We start from the raw sequence: 17,251 nt of genomic DNA on the forward strand, positions 1-17,251 counted from the left end.
CCATGATCCGCTCCGCCATCACCTCCCTTCATCCTAAATTGTTGTTTCATGCCGCTGGCATATCCGGCTTATCCGATTTATCCGGATTTTCCGAATCCTTTCGTTCCAGCTTCAAGCTCCATCCGGTGAGCACGACCGCACCGGCCACCATCAGGGATCCGATCCACGCCGTATGAATCAGGCCCATGGAATTCGTGATCAAGCCGCCTAAAAAAGCGCCGATGGCGATACCGGCATTAAATGCGGCAATGTTCAGCGCGGACGCCATATTCACGGCTCCGGGCGCAAAGCGCTCGGCCAGCATCACAACGTAAACCTGCAAACCCGGCACGTTCATGAACGCCAGGAATCCCATAAGAATAATCGTGATGAGTCCCGCCGTTTGAAACGGTGCGGTAAACGTAAGTGTAACCAGCACCAAGGCTTGGGCTATAAACATGTAGAGCAGGGCTTTCAGCGGGTTGCGATTGGCCGCTTTCCCGCCGATCACGTTACCGACTGCAATGGCTATCCCATAGACAAGCAGGATGACGGCCACCGTATTTTCATTGAAGCCTGTTATATCCTGAAGCAATGGGGATAAATAAGTGAAGACAACAAAGGTCCCGCCATAACCGAGAGCCGTAATCAGAAGCATGAGCAGCAGTCTTCCGTTCGTCATCAATTTAGCCTGGTCGCGGAATGAAGTGCGTTCTCCTTTAGGCAGGTCCGAAGGGACCAGGATACTATTCGCAATCAACGCAACGATGCCGACCGCCACAATCGCGACAAAAGCAAGCCTCCAGCCCAACTGCTGACCGATAAACGTTCCGAGCGGAACGCCGGTGACCGTGGCTACGGTAAGGCCCGTGAACATAATGGAGATCGCCGATGCCCTGCGGTTCTCAGGCACCACGCTTGCGGCGATAATCGAGCCGATCGACATGAATACGCCATGTGAAAAGGCCGACAGGACCCGTGCCGCAAGCAGGACGCCAATGGAAGCTGAGCTCGCTGCCAAGCTGTTACCGATAATAAAAATGATCATAATCCAGAGCAGCAAAGTTTTCCTGGACATTCTGGACGTGAGCGACGTGAGAATCGGCGCACCGAAGGTAACGCCCAGCGCATACATCGACACGGTTAATCCGGCTGTCGTCACGGAGATATTCATATCCTCCGCAATCAACGGCAGCAGCCCTACGCTGATGAATTCCGTTGTTCCGATGGCGAAGGCACTGACGGCAAGCGCTATAAGCGCAAGCAAACTTCTTTTTTTATCTATAATCATGATGTTCCTATTTCCCCCTATCCTATTCTCTTGCTTGTATATTGTAAAAATATGACGTATGGTGTAATCCAGCCGGCAAATGCTATTATGATTCATATCATCACTTGTGTGAAGAACGTACTTTTTTGTAATGTAGGTACCTGACAGTACCCTAGGCACTTTTTGGTACCTATCAAGAATAGGAGGCTCCATATGCAAACGAAGAAATACAATATAGCCGTCGAAGCAACATTGGAAGTGATCGGGGGCAAGTGGAAATGCGTGATCCTCTGCCATCTGACCCATGGCCGTAAACGGACCAACGAGCTGAAGCGCCTCATGCCGCACATCACCCAAAAAATGCTGACGCAGCAGCTGCGAGAGCTCGAGGAAGATGGCGTAATCAATCGCATCATTCATAATCAAGTGCCGCCTAAAGTGGAATATGAGCTCAGCGAGTACGGCAGAAGTTTGAGCGGAATTCTGGATATGCTCTGTGCATGGGGCGAAAAACATATTACGAAAGTATACGGGGACAAATTCAGCGTGCTTGAGGACAGCATCCTGAACGATAAGCTGAAAGCCGTGGACGAGCCGGCGGATGCACGCTAAATCCGGATCGCATGCCGCGATTTTAACGTGATCTTGTGATTGATTGAGCTAACACCAAGTAAATTTCTTGTCTCCTTAACAGTAATAAACCAAGGGCAAGGACCGCCTGCGCGGACCTTGCCCTTGTTACATCCTGCACCCCTGTTTTTTTGCGTCACCTTGAATTTAGCAAATGATAAGAAATTTAATCATAACGCGGGTGCTATACTGATCCTGGAAAACCGTTTTCTGATACAACAGAAAGCTTTCCATAAAGATAATTCAGATGAAAGGTGTACCGATCTATGTCACAAGTTATCGCTGAAATGTCGATGTCATTGGACGGATTTATCACAGGTCCGAACCATAGCGCCCGCTTGCCCCTTGGCAAAGGCGGCGAGCGGCTTCATGAATGGATTTATGAACTCACGAGCTGGCGTGAAATGCATGGCCTGACCGGGGGCCGGTTTAACCGGGACGCGGAGCTGATAGCCGAATCCAATCGCAGAACCGGCGCTGTCGTTCTTGGCCGCACGATGTTTGATCATGGACAACCTTTTTGGGGAGATACGCCCCCTTTTCATATGCCGGTATTTATTCTGACTCATGAAGAACGGCAGGCAGAAACGAAGGATGGCGGTACGACTTATACCTTTGTCACGGATGGGATCGAACGGGCATTGGAACTAGCAAAAGCTGCGGCGGGGAACAAAGACGTCAAAATCGCCGGAGGAGCCAACGTCATACAACAATATATGGGAGCAGGCCTGCTGGATGAGCTCTTGATCACGCTGGTGCCGATCCTTCTAGGCAACGGTCAGAAATTGTTCGAACATCTCCCCTCCGATATCGAATTCGTTCGTACAACCGTCATCGAATCTCCCGGGGTTACGCATCTGAGGTACCGTCTTATTCACCGCGCCAATGCTTGATGGTTTCTGCATGGCTTGCGTTTCGTCATTTCCACGGCCAATGCAAATGGCAGCCCTCTTCCTCAGGGTCTGCCATTTCGCTGCTGCTTGAAGAGAGGATCAACGTCACCTCCATGCCGCCCGCATTTCTATCCGTGGAGCACCGATACCGCGGTTTATTTCGTTTTCTCCTTCTCTTTTTGGCTAACGATCATGTCCGTCACTTCCTCGGCCTGAGCCAGGACCGCAATGGGATCAAACGGCCAGAATCGCTTGGCATCCAGATAAAACACGCGATCCTGCTTCACCGCTTCAATCGAAGTCCACACCTTATCCTTCTTATCCATCTCGGCCCCGTTGGACTCATCAAAGAAAATATAATCGCCTGCATAATCTTTGAGCACTTCCAAGGAAACCTCCTTGTAAGTCACGTTGGCATCAATCAATTCCTTTTGGATCGCTGCCGGAGGCGTTAGCTGGAGTTCCTTATAGATGGCCAAGCCCCCGCGATAAATGCCGTCACCGTAGAGGTAGAAGGTTTTGCCGAATGCGCCGAAGATCGAGAACGTCTCACCTTCTTCCAACACACCGTTCACTTTTGTGCGCAGCGCTTCAATTTTTTCATCAAAACCGGCAAGCCATTCTTTTGCTTCTTCTTCCTTGCCAAGGATTGCGCCGAGCCCCTCTACTTCTTCGTGCACGCCTCGATAGGTTTCATAAGGAAGAATGACGGTCGGTGCGATTTTGGACAATTTCTCGTATAGCTCCGGGTCCGAGTTTGCGCTGATAATCAGATCGGGGTTAAGTTCCACTATCTTCTCCGCAGAGCTTTCCCCGGTGTTCTCTATGCCATCGATCTGGTCCTGGATATGGACGTTCTCCAAATCCTTCGCGGTGGCGCCTACCGGCTTTTCTCCGAGCAGCAGCAGTGTTGGCAAGTAGGCATCCACTACAATTCGCTGAGGATCCGTCGGAATTTCGATGTCTCCGTTAATTGTCGGCACCTTTTTGGTTGTTGGGGCTGAGGCTTCGGTCTTCAGAGTATCCTTCCCTGTTGCTGTTTCGCCTGCGGAACCGGCTTGATTCGCCGTATTTCCATTTGCGCCGCATGCCGAGATGAAGATCGAGCATAAGACAAGGATGGTGAGCATGACGCGTAATTTTGACTTGAACATATTTTACAGCCTCCTAATTATGGTGTTGGTTGAATCAAGCCCCGAATTGAGCTCGATGCAAACGGCTGTATATGCCGTGCGCCGCGAGCAGATCCTCATGGGCTCCTTGTTCGGCGATGCCTTTGTCCGCAACGACCACGATGCGATCCGCGTTCTTGATGGTTGCGAGCCGGTGGGCAATCACCAGCGTCGTTCGTCCTTCCGAGAGCTCGGCAAGCGCCTGTTGAATCGCCGCTTCGGTTTCCGCATCAAGCGCGGACGTCGCCTCGTCGAGAATGAGGATCGGCGGGTTCTTGAGGAACATCCGGGCTATCGACAGTCGCTGCTTCTGTCCGCCGGACAGCTTCACGCCCCGCTCGCCAATCAAGGTGTCCAGCCCATCCGGAAGCGAAGCAACCAGCTCTTCAAGCTGGGCGCGGCCCACCGCTTTCATGATGTCGCTGTCGTCAGCATCTAACCTGCCATAGGCGATATTTTCGCGGATGCTGCCATCAAACAGGAACACGTCCTGCTGGACGATGCCAATATGGGAACGAAGGGATTGCAGCGTCATGTCGCGAATATCGATCCCGTCTATCGTTATCTTTCCGGCTTCCGTGTCATAGAAACGAGGCAGCAATGAGCACAACGTGGTCTTGCCCGCTCCGGACGGCCCTACAAGCGCGACAGTTTCGCCTGCGCGAATAGACAAATGGACATCCTCCAGGACGTGGTCTTTGTTCTCGTACCCGAAGGTTACGCCATGAAAGGCAATGTCACCACGCACATGGCCGACCGGCTTGGCACCCGGCATATCCGCGACGTCGGGTTCGCTTTCCAGAAGCTCCAAATACCGCTTAAAGCCGGCGATTCCCTTCGGATACATCTCAATGACCGCATTGATTTGTTTAATCGGACCGAGGAACACGTTAGACAGCATGACAAAAGCGATAAATTCCCCGTTGGTCATCCGGCCCTCAATCACGAACCAGGTGCCGCATACCAGCACGAACAGCGAAATGAATTTCATCAGGATAAAGCTGATCGACGAGTTCCAGGCCATGATGCGGTAAGCAATCAGCTTCGTCACGCGAAAGCGGTTGTTGTTCTCGGCGAAACGCGCGATTTCATGCTCCTCATTCGAGAAGGCTTGAACCACGCGGATCCCGCTGACGTTGTTCTCCACGCGTGCATTGTAATCGGCAATATCGGAGAACATGCGCTTGAACGCCGCCGACATTTTCCCGCTGAAATACAGCGATAAATAGATCATCAAAGGAACGATCACAAACGTCATCACGGCAAGCTGCCAGTTGATCCCGAGCATGATGCCCAGCGCTCCGGCAAGCGTCATGACGGCGATGAACAGGTCTTCCGGACCATGGTGGGCAATCTCCCCGATATCCATCAGGTCGTTGGTCATTCTCGAGACAAGATGTCCCGTCTTGTTGTTGTCAAAAAAACGGAAGGATTGCTTCTGAACCCGATCGAACAGCTTTTTGCGCATATCCGTTTCAATGTTGATGCCGAGTTTATGACCCCAATACGTAACTACGTAATGCAGGAAAGAACTGACGACATAAATGCCGAGAAGCCCTAGGCAAGCGTATAAAATCCACTTCCAGTTCCCGCTTGGCAGCAAGTCGTCGATCACGCGGTTGACGGCTACCGGGAATATCAATTCCAGCAAAGCGGCAAAGATAGCGCAGCAAAAATCCAATATGAATAGCCCTTTATAAGGCTTGTAATAGGAAAAAAATCGGCGCAGCATAAGGACCTCCTTAAATCCGTAATGGCGTTAAAAAATATGCAAGCCCTTACCCGTCGCAAGATTGCGCTAGATCCCAGCGATCTTGGGCAGCTAAGCTTTTGTCCTGGAAAGCAGGTACAGGAAGTACGGAGCGCCAATCACGGCAACCACGATCCCGGTCGGAATCTCGGACGGTTGAATGATCCAGCGGCCCAAAGTGTCGGCAGTGATGACCAGCAAGGCTCCGACTAGCGCCGTTACCGGAAGCAGCATTTGATGCTTCGCACCGACCAATCGCCTGGCCAGATGCGGCGCTATAAGCCCGACGAATCCGATGCCGCCGCTCACCGCGACGCAGGAGGCAGCCAGTCCGACCGCCGCTGCCAGCAGCTTCAATTGCTCCCTTGTAACGGAGGCTCCCAGTCCGGTCGCCGTCGGCTCTCCAAGATTGAGAACGTTCATCACCTGCGCTTTGTACATCACGAAGGGCAGCAGCACAAGCATCCATGGGAGCAATGCCAGGACGAACTTCCAGCTCGAGCCCCAGATGCTGCCTGCTAGCCAGGTGGCAACAAACTGATATTTTTCCGGGCTTAAACGCAGCGTCAGCACGATCATAGCCGCACTGATGCCGGCCGCTACGGCGATTCCCGTCAACAGAAGGCCCGTCGGCTTAAAGCCCTGATTCTTCTTGTAAGCCAGTACGCATATCAATGCGGCGGTGCCGCCCGCTCCAATCAGGGCGAGTACCGGCAGCAGAAAGACCGGGGCAGCCGCCGTGCTCGGGAAAAATGAAATGAACAGCATAACCATTAATCCGGCTCCCGCATTGATCCCCAAAATGCCGGGGTCCGCCAGCTCATTACGGGAAATGCCCTGCATAACGCAGCCGGATATCGCCAACCCGGCACCAATCAGAAGCGAAATGACGATCCGCGGCAAGCGGAATTCGAACAGCACCAGCTCCTGCTTGTCCGTCCCGCCGCCAAACAAGGTTTTTATGACCTCAAGCGGCGATAAGCGAATGACCCCCGTGTTCATGCTGATCAGAAATACCAGAATGATTAATGCACCCAGGACAGATAGCGTCATAATCTTGCGCTTCCTGCCTTTACGCTCGTGCATGGTATGGGTAACGGCATCCATCTACAGCTCCCTCCTTTCTTTGCGTGCCAAGTAAAGGAAGAAGGGCACTCCGATCAGTGCGATGATCGAGCCCACAGGCGTCTCGTATGGGGGATTCACCATTCTTGCCGCCAGGTCGGCTATGACGACCAGCAAGCTTCCCAGTACGGCCGAGCAGGGAATGATGAGCCGGTAGTCGACGCCGACAAGCTTCCGGGTAAGGTGCGGAATCATCAGACCGACGAAGCCTACCGCACCGACAACCGAGACGGCAGCACCCGCCAGCACCAGCACGATTACCGTTCCGCCCAGCTTGACAAGTCCCGTTCGCTGACCGAGTCCCTTGGCAATATCGTCGCCGAGGCTGAGCATGGTAATGGAACGCGACAATGCAATAGCGCCCAATATAGCAGCAGCTATCCAAGGCAGCATAATTTTCAGATGAACCCACTTAATCCCCGCGGTACCGCCGGCATACCAGAACGCCATGTCCTGTCCGACCTGAAAATACAATGCGATGCCTTCGCTCAGCGCGCTTAGCAGAGCGCTCAGCGCCGCACCCGCCAGTACGAGACGAACCGGTGTGAGACCGCCTTTGGCCATGGAACTGACTCCGTACACGAGCACGGCACCCAGGCCAGCCCCCAGGTACGAGAACAGAATCAGGTACATATACGGCAATCCCGGAAAAAATGCAAAGCAGATCGCAATGACAAATCCGGCTCCCGCATTTAATCCGAGCAGACCCGAATCAGCGAGCGGATTTCGGGTCATGCCCTGCATGATCGCACCCGATACGGCAAAGCAGGCACCCACCATCGCTCCGCCGAGGACCCTCGGCAGCCGAAGCTCCTGAATAATCTGATGCTCCGTCACATCGGGATTAAAGAAGAACACCGCTTCCCATACGTTTCGCAGATCGATGTCGGCCGCGCCGAGCGATATGGATAAAGCTATGCCAAGCACCAATGCTGCCACGCCCCCGGTAAGAATCAGGGTCGCAGCCCATGGGCGCCCTTTGATATTGGCGTGGGTCTTGGCATCCGTAATACTTGGATTGGACGTGTTTGATGACATCATTTTCCCCTCAATTTTATGATATTGATTATCATTATCATTGGTAACTATAAAATAGACACCTTTCTTCGTCCATGGACAATTTGAATTTCTCCTTGGAAAAAAGTCCATGTCCAAGTCAAGCACTTTTTTCCAGGTCTATCGCAGCAATCCGAATTAAGCGTTCATTTAAACCCTGATTTGTTGTCTGTTGACATATAAGCCGCCGGTCCATTACAATAAATGCTAATTGAATGAGGCGATGGAGTTCGCCATAACCGCTTCCATAGCTAATGACTCCTACCAGAGGTCGCTTTCCTGGTAGGAGTCTGTTTGTGTATAGGGGGGTTAGCGGCGAATCTATAGAAACGGGTGAGCTTGCATGAAGAAAAAATGGATTGAAAGCGCCGGGAAACGGTCATTGGCCTTGTTATCCGGTTACTTCATCAAATGGGTCGTTCTGGGAAGCCTCGTGGGATTGATGACGGGCAGTGCCTCCGCCTTCTTTCTCTACAGTCTGGACTACGTAACCTCCCTTCGCTTGGGAAATCCATGGCTGTTATACCTTCTTCCCTTGGGAGGTGCCGCAGTCAGCTTCCTTTATTACAAGTTCGGCAAGAGCAGTGCCAAGGGAAATAATCTTATTTTGGAACAAATTCATGGCGGAACCGAAAGCATTCCATTGCGAATGGCGCCGTTGGTGCTGATCGGTACTTTAATCACCCATCTATTCGGGGGGTCGGCAGGTCGTGAAGGCACCGCCGTTCAGATGGGGGGCAGCTTGTCGGAGTGGCTCGGCAAACTTATCCGCGTAACGCCGGCGGATCGAAAAATACTGTTGATCTGCGGAATCAGCGGCGGTTTCGGATCGATCTTCGGCACGCCGCTGGCCGGCACGCTGTTCGGGCTTGAAGTCCTTGCCATCGGGCTGGTCTCGCATCAGGCTCTCCTGCCTGCATTCGCGGCCAGTATGGTCGGAAACCTGACCGCTACCTCTTTATGGGGCGTCAGCCATCTGCATTATCCGATAGGAGATATTCCGGCATTGGGTTTTATGGTGATCATGAAGGTCGTCTTCGCCTCATTGCTATTCGGTCTGACAAGCCGGCTGTTCAGTGAGCTAACCCATTCGCTCAAGCGGTGGTACGGTTATGTTTTTCACAATCCGATGGTCAAAAGCGCTGCAGGAGGCGTCATCATCATTGGGCTGGTCTACCTGCTCGGAACCCGCGATTATCTGGGGCTGGGCATCCCGCTGATTGAAGCGGCCTTCGCTGGCGAAGTTTCGCCTTTTGCTTTTCTGGGCAAAATTATCTTTACCTCGCTGACGCTCGGAGCAGGGTTCCAGGGAGGCGAAGTCACCCCGTTATTTGCTATCGGGGCAACGCTGGGCAGCGCATTGTCGGAGTGGATCGGATTGCATGCCCCTTTCTTGGCTGCTTTAGGTTTCATCGCGGTATTTTGCGGAGCGACAAACACCCCGATTGCTTGCTTTATTATGGGAATCGAGCTGTTCGGCGGTGAAGGCGCGGTGTATATGTTTATGGCCTGCGTCATCAGCTACCTCTTTTCCGGTCACTCCGGCATATACACATCGCAACTTATAGGCACTTCCAAACACCCGCAGCTTTCGTACCCGCCGGGCACGAGCCTTGCCGGATCGAAGGCGTTTAACCAACGCAAAGACAACAAAAAGACGTCCGAGTAATCGGACGTCTTTTGCCTTTACACCGAGCTTTTACGAATCGAGCGGTAGCTGGAGAGTGCGAGGATAACCGAGATGGGAATGAGCCACAGGGACAATTCAAAGGCAGTGTATCTGACAACCCAGTCAATCACTTGCCCCCACCAGCCGTAGTGGGTGACCAGAACGCTGGCCCCCGACAACAGAATGAAATAGGCCGCGAACATAACAAAGGTCTTGATGCCGCGATGACGAAGATAGAACACGCCGATTCCTATCCCGATAAAGGCAAAGGTAAGCAGCAAAATGAAATAAATGATGAATTGTTCGAATAACGTGCCGTCATTCAAATACGGCAGTTTGAAGAACGATAACCGTTCTCCCCAAGAGCTCGTTAAGCTTTCTATTTCGGCTAATGCCAATAATATAATCGACGTTAAGACGCTGTACGATACCACCATCAGAACAGAGCCCAGATAGAAGTCCGTTCTTCGAATGCTGAATCCGAGGGAGAAGGGAAACAGCTGGAGCACCGATACCAGAGCCGCGATAAACACATAGATAAAGATCGTTGCCAAACCCCCGGCATAGATCGCTTCACCATTAACCATTACGCTAATAATGTAATTGACCAGAAAGCTGAATGCCGTGATGGCCCAGGGCAAGTAAAACCAGGATAGTTTCTGTCTCGAATAAATATGGATTACGCCAGGAATTCCGTTCATGGTTGGACCCCCACCTTTTCGCGCTTAGTTAAATATACGATCAATTGTTGAAGGGAAACGGGGGTTGTTTCCAAGCCCAATTCCTCCGCCTCTTTTTGCAGCCTCGTTGTCGCGCTTCCCATCACCGTGACGGACAACATGGAAGCGAACGATTCCCGATGTATCACTTCGTGCCCTTGAATAAACGATTCAACCGTTCCGGAAGGACCGACGATCTTAAACGCACGCCCCCGCAAGTCATCCGTAGTATCATCAAGTAAGATTCGGCCGGAATCAATGACGATAATATGCTCCAGCAATCTGCTGACCTCATCAATCAAATGCGTGGACAGAATAATCGTGCGCGGATGATTCGTGTAATCCTCGATCAGATGATCATAGAACAGCTCCCTGGCCACGGCGTCCAGTCCAAGATAAGGTTCATCAAAGATCGTTATGGGCGCGCGGCTGGCGAGTCCGACGATGATGCCTACCGATGAGAGCATGCCGCGGGACAATCTCTTTACGAGTCGTTTCATAGGCAGCCGGAAAACCTCGATCAGTTTATTCGCATATGCCGCATCCCAATTCGGATAAACGTTGGCGGCAATTCCCATAACGTCCTTGACCGTAAAGATATCCGGATATTTCTGGCCTTCCTTAATGAAGCATACCTGCCGGATCACCTTATGATTTTCGTATGGATGTTCTCCGAATACGCGAATCTCCCCTTGGCTCGGGAACAGCTGCGCCGTTATCATCTGCATGATGGTCGTTTTGCCCGCGCCGTTCCTGCCCAGCAATCCATAGATCTTATTCGCCTCGATGGTAAAGCTTACATTATCGACAGCCGTCGCATCCTTGTATGCCTTGCTCAAATTCTTAACTTCGATCACGGTTTGGCTCATCAGTCTTGCTCCCCTCTGCGAATCATTTCCGACAATTGATCTTTGGTAATCCCAAGTTTGGCCGCTTCCTTAACCATGGCGACCACATACTGTTCATAAAACTCCGTCTTGCGCTTCTCCATCAGCAGTTCACGAGCTCCAGAAGCTACAAACATGCCAATCCCCCGTTTCTTGTACAAAATTCCTTGATCGACCAGCAGATTAACCCCTTTGGCAGCTGTAGCCGGATTGATCTGGTAAAAGGCTGCAAACTGATTCGTTGATGGAACCTGCGTTTCCTCAGGCAGTCGTGCTTCGATGATGTCGTCTTCAATTTTGTCGGCAATTTGCATGAATATCGGTCTGCTGTCATCAATCTGAAATGCCATTTACCTCACCAACTTTCGTTTATAACCTCGTTACATAATTGGTTAGTTACTCATGTAATTAACCATATAAGAGATGAGCTTCTTTGTCAATGGGTGATCGGAATTTTTTTACAACGCCGTGCCATGAACATGGACTTTTGTCCTAAACAAATAGTCCCTGCAAGCCGATAAAATATAGGCACTAATACTACGCCCAATACAGATATAGAGACAAAGGAGCTTGAGAGGAAACATGAAAAGAATCATTGCAATCGTTGTACTGGCCATGCTGACGGTCATCACGCCGCTTTATGCCGCATCCGCCCCCAAAAATTTGGCCTACGTGGACAAGAACAGCCAATCCTTCATCTCGGTCGGGGTACTCAAGACCTATGACGGTGTAAAGGTAGCTTATACAGCTGCAGAGAAGAAACTCAACATCACACGAGACGATACAGCCCTCACGCTGTACCTGGGCAGTCGGAATGCTTATGTAAACGGCAAAAAGGTGCAGGCAAAAGCAGCCCCGTTCTCCGAGAACGGCACCACATATGTACCGCTGCAATTTGTCAGCCAGCATCTTGGCCTTAAGCTGTCCTGGAGCAATAACAGATCCACCCTGAACATTACGGACGGCAGCGTGTCAAACACCCTTCCCGTTCTTTCGGGGAACATGATGACCGGTTCATCCAAGGCCGTGACGTCGGCCAGAAAAACATTTAAAGTAGGAGCGCGTTCCTTCAGCGCCCAGGTCGTCACCGTTTCGCTGCTCCATCCGAAGGTGGAGCTGGACGTTGTTTTGGCAGGCAATAAAGCAGGCAAAGTCGAAGACTTGCGGAGCATAGCGAAGCGCAGCAATGCCGTGGTTGCCATCAACGGGACGTTCTTTGACGCCTATACTTCGGGAGCGTACAAAGCACCGTACGGTTATTTGGTCAGCAAAGGCAATATTTTTCACAAGGCCTCGGGAGATAACCGGACGATCTTCACCTATGACAGCAACAATCTGGCGACGATGATGCCGGGACTCGACTTCAAATCCGTATATGAAACAGGCCGTATGGAAGGAGCACTTCAAGCGGGTCCGCGTCTGTTGACCAATGGCAAGGTGACGCTGGACGTCAAGAAGGAAGGATTCAAGGATCCGAAGATACTGACGGGCGGCGGTGCGCGAAGCGCGCTCGGCATCACGAAGGACCACAAGCTGATTTTGTTGACGACAGGCGGCGCTACCATTCCCCAACTGGCGGAAATCATGAAGCAGGCAGGTGCCTACCAAGCGATGAATCTAGATGGCGGGGCCTCCAGCGGATTGTATTATAACGGCTCTTACTTAACGACGCCAGGCCGTCAGATCAGCAATGCCATCGTCGTAAAATATAAATAATGAACCCTCTCCTCTGGTTAACCGGATCTTCCGCCGGCCGCCAGAGGAGTTTTATTTTATGAGCAGCACTACCTCCGTCTCGAACCGCATATGCTGATCAAAGAAATGTTTCACTATGAGGACCATTTGTGTAAATATATAGCAAACTGTCTATCGGGAGCCATGGGAAAGTTTGTGGTTGATTCAGCGGGGGGTGAATTCCATTACATCGTCAATAGCGGTTATTCGGACGAGAGTCAGGGACACCATGGAACGGATATACGGGGTCTTGAGGGAATGGATCGGAAAATATCCTATCCTTTCCAAGATATATCACTTATTTTCCTGGATTTCCTTGGCGGTGCTCGTTGTAAGTCTGGTTCTGATCGAAGAATCGCGTACCATGCTTGTTCAATATTTATGGTCCTTCTACGTGCTGTTTCAATTTTGGCTGTTAAGCCGGAGCAAAACGGTCGCCTGGAAGCAGGTCAGCTTATTTGTTCTCTCGGGCGTTCTCTTGGTCATTCCCTTGACCAACGGTACCATGCAGGGTCTGCATATGATATTCGGAGGACGGACGACCGACACATGGTCATTTGCCGTCATGACCCCCATCATCGAGGAAATTTACAAGCTGCTGCCGCTGGCAGTATATTTGTTTTTTTCAAGAAGAGCCACTTCATTGAGCCTCGGCGATTACGTATTATTGGGCGCTGCTCCCGGCATTGGCTTTCAATTTATGGAGGAGCTGTCTAGACGGCTGGTCCAAAGCAATTACGGAGTTTCTTTTCTTGGCGGCAAAACGCTGCATTGGGAGTTCTTCGATTGGTTTCCCGGCTACTTCGAGGAAAGCTTTATTCCTACCATGATGAATGTTACGCATCCTGTACATAGTGCCATGATCGCGCTCGGCATCGGCCTCGCTTTTCGTTTCTCCAAACGCCTCACACGCTGGGCCTACGCTTTTCCGGCGATCCTGCTGCTCTGGGCTATCCTGAATCACGCGGCCTGGAATGGCCAGAATCGGCTGCCGGATTGGATACTTGCCCTTCATGAGTGGACCGGGGAGGGCTACCGAACCGAAGGATTCTTCCTGACCCTGCTTGTTCTCGGCTTGTTCATCGACTACTGGGACCTGCATCGAATACGCGACCGACTGCCTGTGCTTAAGGGGGAAGCCCTCATCAATCCGTTAACGGAGTTTTGGCAGATGACGCGGGCTTTGTTTACGGACCGGAAACGCCTGGGCTACTTGATCGGTTTCTACCGTGAGCGGCGCGAGCTCGGATACTCGCTGCTGTACGGCAATCTCGAAGCCGCGGGCCAAAGGGATCAGGTCCAGGACAATGTAAGAAAGTATTCTGCCGTTCTGGGAGCCATCGGAATCCTCATGCTAGCTGCCGGGATCCTAGCCAGCGTTGGCGATTTCATGACGGCAGCGGACTCCTCCTGCTTTGCGTGCCTGTTCGACTCCCTCCAGAATTGGTGGGATCGGCTTAGCGGCTGGGAACAAGCGGGCATCATACTGGGCGCCTTTGCCTTGTCCCTGCTGTTTGTCAGCTTCTGGCCGGCACTCGGCATTGCCATGACAGGTGCCGGCATTGCCGCAGGGGGACACGAAATCGCTGGATACATCCGCGATCCGAAGAAGCTGCTTTCTCCTCAAAATGCGGCCGCTGCCGTGTTAGCCGTGATCCTCAGCCGGATCCCGGTCGGCAAAGGCCTCACGTGGCTGTCCAATAAACTGGGCCCGCGGGCAAGAAGATGGTTGGATTCGCTCACCGATAAATTCGGCTCGAAGACGCGCGAAAAGCCGGATGGGCCCCATGAACAACCGCGAGAGAATCCAAGGAAGCCTGACGATGACCATGAGCATAATAAGCCGGACGAAGACAAACCGAATCAAGATAAACCGGATAACGAAAAGCCCGATGAAGATAAGCCGAGTGACAAACCCGATAACGAAAAGCCGGACGAATCAAACGACACCCCCCAAGAGGCACCGAGATATTCCGGGGAGCTGCAGAAGGTCAACAAGCCGGACGCGGCCGCCGATGCGCTGGCGGAGCGGCTTGGCGGAGAATCAAGGATGAAGTTTGATTCCGATCCCATCGGCCGGGAATTCGACGCGATTAGCGATGAATACATCGCCCAGACCAAGCCTGCCCTTCAGCAGGTGAACAAAAAGGTGCGCGATCAAATGAAAGCGACCTTCGAAGCTGCCGAGCAAACCGGCAGAAAGGTCTATTATCATTTTGAAGGGGAGCCTGCCCAATCGGTTATTGACAAACTGCATGAATACAGCCAAAGATATGGAATAGAAGTCCACATCGATACCGATCCATTATAACGACAAGGAGTGAGCTTTCATGTACGAATTTCACGGCTGGGCTACCATTCAAGAGAGTCCTGCGGAAGCGGATGCCGGGCAGCTCGATATGATCATTCAAAAAATACAGCTTAAAATTACCGAATTCGCTTGGGGCAGCGGCTTGTTATCCTTAAATGCGGCCAACGGCTCATATTATCTTCATGTCGGCGGGTTTACCAACCGCAAGGGAGCCGAAGCTGCCGAGATTGTAGCGTTGTACCAATTGATTGGCGAAATCGCTCCCGGTTCATACGGTTTGCTGTACACCCGGGACGATGAGAACTTGGAAGGCTACGATAACGAGTTCCGGGTTCAAGTGCTGGCACGCGGACAATTACAGGAGCAGCGCGACGCGTTCCTCTCTCCTTGCGTGCCGGTGATCGAAGATCAAGTCGACTAACGACGATATCCGCAGGGTCCTTGCTTCGAATCTATGCGTTTCGTTGTCTTAAAAAATCCCGCATCCCTTCATGCCATGTTTCCATGGAAGACGGGGTGCGGGATTTCTGGTTTATCTGAATATGGCCTGGTTCGATGTAACACTTGTCGAACGAGCTTTTAAAAAGCCCTTAAGCACGTCCATTCAATTCATCGATCGTTGCTTGAACGATGATCCGCAGGCCCTTCAGCATCGTTTCATGCGATAGGGTCGGCAGGGACGGCTTCTCCACGGCCATCTCCGTCGAAGCCGGAAAATGCACGAAGCCGGCAATAGCAGACCGTTGCTCGCGCCGGATTTCATTCAGAATCGCATACATCGTATTGTTGCAAATATACGTTCCGGCTGTATTGGATACCGCTGCCGGTATCCCTGCTTCCTTCAGCCGGTCGACCATCAAACGGATCGGAAGGGTTGAGAATAATCCGTCCGGTCCGTCAACGTCTATAGGCTCGTCTTGCGGCCGTGCACCCCGGTTATCCGTCATCGTCGAATCCGGCGGTATGTCCTTGATGTTAATCGCGATCCGTTCCGGCGTAATGGCGGTCCGCCCCCCGCCACACCGCAAGCGATGACCGCATCGGGTTCGCATGCTTTCATCTCCTGCAGCAGAATGTCCGCGCATTCGTCGTAATGCACGGGAAGAAGCAGCGTACGGATCTCGGCCCCAGGAAAGACCTCTTGCCGGATCTCCTCAACCAGTCTCTCCGTAGGATTGACGGAACTCCCGCCAAAGGGCTCAAAGCCTGAAATTAATATTTTTAACATATGGCATATCTCCTGTACTCGTTATGTAAGCAAGCCTGGGTCATTCGTAAATATTTAACTGATCATTACGATTGGATCGCTTGTACGTTGACGCCCTCGGCTTCAAGCCGGGATCGCAAGGTGGTGGCGAATAGCGATGCGTGCGCACCGTCTCCATGTATGCAAACGGTGTCCGCTGTTATCGGGATCAGCTTGCCGGTTAAGGATACCACCACGTTTTCCTTAACCATCCTCACCACCTGCGCGACGGAAGCTTCGGGATCGGTGATGACGGCATCCGGCCGATTCCTCGGCGTGAGGGAGCCGTCGTCCTGGTACGTTCGATCCGCAAACACTTCACTGGCCGTTCGAAGCCCTGCTGCTTCCCCTGCCGCGATCAGCTCGCTGCCTGCCAATCCAAACAGAATGAGGGTCGGATCGATTTGTTTGATGGCGGAGGCAATCGCGTCTGCCAGGGGCCTGGAGGCTGCAGCCATATTATAAAGGGCTCCGTGCGGCTTTACATGCTGAAGCCCGGCCCCTTCCTGTATCGCAAAAGCCAACAAGGCCCCCACCTGATAGGTGACCATGTCATAAGCCTCAACGGGCGTAATGTCCATCCTTCTTCTTCCGAAACCGGCCAAATCGGGCAAGCCCGGATGCGCGCCGATGGCGGCGCCGCTCTCGACCGCCTGACGCACCGTTGCCCGCATGACGGCCGGATCGCCTGCATGGAATCCGCAAGCGATGTTAGCCGAGGTGATGCTTCGAAGCAGCTCCTTATCGTTGCCCAGCTTGTAAGCTCCGTAGCTCTCTCCCATATCGCAGTTCAGGTCCACTCGAACCATG

General features: G+C 52.3%; 15 protein-coding genes, 1 pseudogene and 1 riboswitch. Of the genes and pseudogenes, 6 read left to right on the top strand and 10 right to left on the bottom strand.

Annotation, left to right across the window (positions count from 1 at the left end; all coding sequences use genetic code 11):
* Nucleotides 1-46: 46 nt before the first annotated feature.
* Nucleotides 47-1,270 (bottom strand): MFS transporter, encoded by a 1,224-nt coding sequence (locus P0X86_RS19445; protein WP_096774267.1) that lies wholly within the window; start codon nucleotides 1,268-1,270, stop codon nucleotides 47-49.
* Between the two features lie 192 nt (nucleotides 1,271-1,462).
* On the opposite strand from P0X86_RS19445, the gene P0X86_RS19450 reads away from it, so the two are divergent.
* Entirely contained in the window at nucleotides 1,463-1,861 is a 399-nt protein-coding gene (locus P0X86_RS19450; protein ID WP_096774268.1) for a winged helix-turn-helix transcriptional regulator, read from the top strand.
* 284 nt (nucleotides 1,862-2,145) lie between these two features.
* Nucleotides 2,146-2,772: a dihydrofolate reductase family protein gene (locus P0X86_RS19455; RefSeq protein WP_096774269.1), complete on the top strand. Its 627-nt coding sequence runs from the start codon at nucleotides 2,146-2,148 to the stop codon at nucleotides 2,770-2,772.
* A gap of 155 nt (nucleotides 2,773-2,927) precedes the next feature.
* Here P0X86_RS19455 and P0X86_RS19460 read toward each other — a convergent pair whose 3' ends face one another.
* The 4 genes from P0X86_RS19460 to P0X86_RS19475 form a co-directional block, all read right to left on the bottom strand.
* Complete coding sequence (locus P0X86_RS19460) at nucleotides 2,928-3,926, bottom strand: ABC transporter substrate-binding protein (protein WP_277746250.1); 999 nt, start codon at nucleotides 3,924-3,926, stop codon at nucleotides 2,928-2,930.
* A 34-nt stretch (nucleotides 3,927-3,960) separates the two neighbouring features.
* A complete protein-coding gene (locus P0X86_RS19465) occupies nucleotides 3,961-5,676 on the bottom strand; it encodes an ABC transporter ATP-binding protein (protein WP_096774271.1) in 1,716 nt (571 codons plus the stop codon).
* Between the two features lie 90 nt (nucleotides 5,677-5,766).
* A complete protein-coding gene (locus P0X86_RS19470) occupies nucleotides 5,767-6,801 on the bottom strand; it encodes a FecCD family ABC transporter permease (RefSeq protein WP_096774272.1) in 1,035 nt (344 codons plus the stop codon).
* On the bottom strand, nucleotides 6,802-7,857 hold the full coding sequence (locus P0X86_RS19475) for a FecCD family ABC transporter permease (RefSeq protein WP_277749067.1): 1,056 nt from the start codon (nucleotides 7,855-7,857) through the stop codon (nucleotides 6,802-6,804).
* 228 nt (nucleotides 7,858-8,085) lie between these two features.
* Nucleotides 8,086-8,146, top strand: a riboswitch (Fluoride riboswitch).
* Nucleotides 8,147-8,218: 72 nt separating this feature from the next.
* Here P0X86_RS19475 and P0X86_RS19480 point away from each other — a divergent pair.
* A complete protein-coding gene (locus P0X86_RS19480; protein ID WP_277746251.1) occupies nucleotides 8,219-9,544 on the top strand; it encodes a voltage-gated chloride channel family protein in 1,326 nt (441 codons plus the stop codon).
* A gap of 17 nt (nucleotides 9,545-9,561) precedes the next feature.
* On the opposite strand, the gene P0X86_RS19485 is transcribed toward P0X86_RS19480, so the two are convergent.
* The 3 genes from P0X86_RS19485 to P0X86_RS19495 are packed head-to-tail and all read right to left on the bottom strand — an operon-like array spanning nucleotide 9,562 to nucleotide 11,500.
* Entirely contained in the window at nucleotides 9,562-10,245 is a 684-nt protein-coding gene (locus P0X86_RS19485) for a hypothetical protein (RefSeq protein WP_096774275.1), read from the bottom strand.
* Nucleotides 10,242-11,132, bottom strand: coding sequence for an ABC transporter ATP-binding protein (locus P0X86_RS19490; RefSeq protein ID WP_096774276.1), 891 nt, complete (start codon nucleotides 11,130-11,132; stop codon nucleotides 10,242-10,244). The genes P0X86_RS19485 and P0X86_RS19490 overlap by 4 nt, the downstream gene beginning before the upstream one ends.
* A complete protein-coding gene (locus tag P0X86_RS19495) occupies nucleotides 11,132-11,500 on the bottom strand; it encodes a GntR family transcriptional regulator (RefSeq protein ID WP_009591066.1) in 369 nt (122 codons plus the stop codon). Before P0X86_RS19495 ends, P0X86_RS19490 begins: the two co-directional genes overlap by 1 nt.
* A gap of 232 nt (nucleotides 11,501-11,732) precedes the next feature.
* On the opposite strand from P0X86_RS19495, the gene P0X86_RS19500 reads away from it, so the two are divergent.
* The 3 genes from P0X86_RS19500 (at nucleotide 11,733) to P0X86_RS19510 (ending at nucleotide 15,616) form a co-directional block, all read left to right on the top strand.
* On the top strand, nucleotides 11,733-12,866 hold the full coding sequence (locus tag P0X86_RS19500) for a phosphodiester glycosidase family protein (protein WP_192571444.1): 1,134 nt from the start codon (nucleotides 11,733-11,735) through the stop codon (nucleotides 12,864-12,866).
* A gap of 340 nt (nucleotides 12,867-13,206) precedes the next feature.
* Nucleotides 13,207-15,195: a restriction endonuclease fold toxin gene (locus P0X86_RS19505; protein WP_277746252.1), complete on the top strand. Its 1,989-nt coding sequence runs from the start codon at nucleotides 13,207-13,209 to the stop codon at nucleotides 15,193-15,195.
* Between the two features lie 19 nt (nucleotides 15,196-15,214).
* The gene (locus P0X86_RS19510; RefSeq protein ID WP_096774279.1) at nucleotides 15,215-15,616 is read left to right on the top strand and encodes an immunity 7 family protein; all 402 of its coding nucleotides are present in this window, start codon (nucleotides 15,215-15,217) and stop codon (nucleotides 15,614-15,616) included.
* A gap of 169 nt (nucleotides 15,617-15,785) precedes the next feature.
* On the opposite strand, the pseudogene P0X86_RS19515 reads toward P0X86_RS19510, so the two are convergent.
* Nucleotides 15,786-16,423 (bottom strand): annotated as a pseudogene (locus tag P0X86_RS19515) (pyroglutamyl-peptidase I).
* Between the two features lie 65 nt (nucleotides 16,424-16,488).
* A complete protein-coding gene (locus P0X86_RS19520) occupies nucleotides 16,489-17,250 on the bottom strand; it encodes a LamB/YcsF family protein (RefSeq protein WP_277746253.1) in 762 nt (253 codons plus the stop codon).
* Nucleotide 17,251: the final 1 nt, after the last annotated feature.

Source organism: Paenibacillus sp. BR1-192 (genome assembly GCF_029542445.1).
GTDB classification, from domain to species: Bacteria; Bacillota; Bacilli; order Paenibacillales; family Paenibacillaceae; genus Paenibacillus_AQ; species Paenibacillus_AQ lautus_A.

What these genes read in the sequence shown, in the direction of transcription:
- P0X86_RS19510 (WP_096774279.1), top strand. Translation starts at nt 15,215, where the DNA reads ATGTACGAATTTCACGGCTGGGCTACCATTCAAGAGAGTCCTGCGGAA.
- P0X86_RS19500 (WP_192571444.1), top strand. Translation starts at nt 11,733, where the DNA reads ATGAAAAGAATCATTGCAATCGTTGTACTGGCCATGCTGACGGTCATC.
- P0X86_RS19460 (WP_277746250.1), bottom strand. Translation starts at nt 3,926, where the DNA reads ATGTTCAAGTCAAAATTACGCGTCATGCTCACCATCCTTGTCTTATGC.
- P0X86_RS19495 (WP_009591066.1), bottom strand. Translation starts at nt 11,500, where the DNA reads ATGGCATTTCAGATTGATGACAGCAGACCGATATTCATGCAAATTGCC.
- P0X86_RS19475 (WP_277749067.1), bottom strand. Translation starts at nt 7,857, where the DNA reads ATGTCATCAAACACGTCCAATCCAAGTATTACGGATGCCAAGACCCAC.
- P0X86_RS19470 (WP_096774272.1), bottom strand. Translation starts at nt 6,801, where the DNA reads ATGGATGCCGTTACCCATACCATGCACGAGCGTAAAGGCAGGAAGCGC.
- P0X86_RS19490 (WP_096774276.1), bottom strand. Translation starts at nt 11,132, where the DNA reads ATGAGCCAAACCGTGATCGAAGTTAAGAATTTGAGCAAGGCATACAAG.
- P0X86_RS19445 (WP_096774267.1), bottom strand. Translation starts at nt 1,270, where the DNA reads ATGATTATAGATAAAAAAAGAAGTTTGCTTGCGCTTATAGCGCTTGCC.
- P0X86_RS19520 (WP_277746253.1), bottom strand. Translation starts at nt 17,250, where the DNA reads ATGGTTCGAGTGGACCTGAACTGCGATATGGGAGAGAGCTACGGAGCT.
- P0X86_RS19465 (WP_096774271.1), bottom strand. Translation starts at nt 5,676, where the DNA reads ATGCTGCGCCGATTTTTTTCCTATTACAAGCCTTATAAAGGGCTATTC.
- P0X86_RS19455 (WP_096774269.1), top strand. Translation starts at nt 2,146, where the DNA reads ATGTCACAAGTTATCGCTGAAATGTCGATGTCATTGGACGGATTTATC.
- P0X86_RS19480 (WP_277746251.1), top strand. Translation starts at nt 8,219, where the DNA reads ATGAAGAAAAAATGGATTGAAAGCGCCGGGAAACGGTCATTGGCCTTG.
- P0X86_RS19485 (WP_096774275.1), bottom strand. Translation starts at nt 10,245, where the DNA reads ATGAACGGAATTCCTGGCGTAATCCATATTTATTCGAGACAGAAACTA.
- P0X86_RS19450 (WP_096774268.1), top strand. Translation starts at nt 1,463, where the DNA reads ATGCAAACGAAGAAATACAATATAGCCGTCGAAGCAACATTGGAAGTG.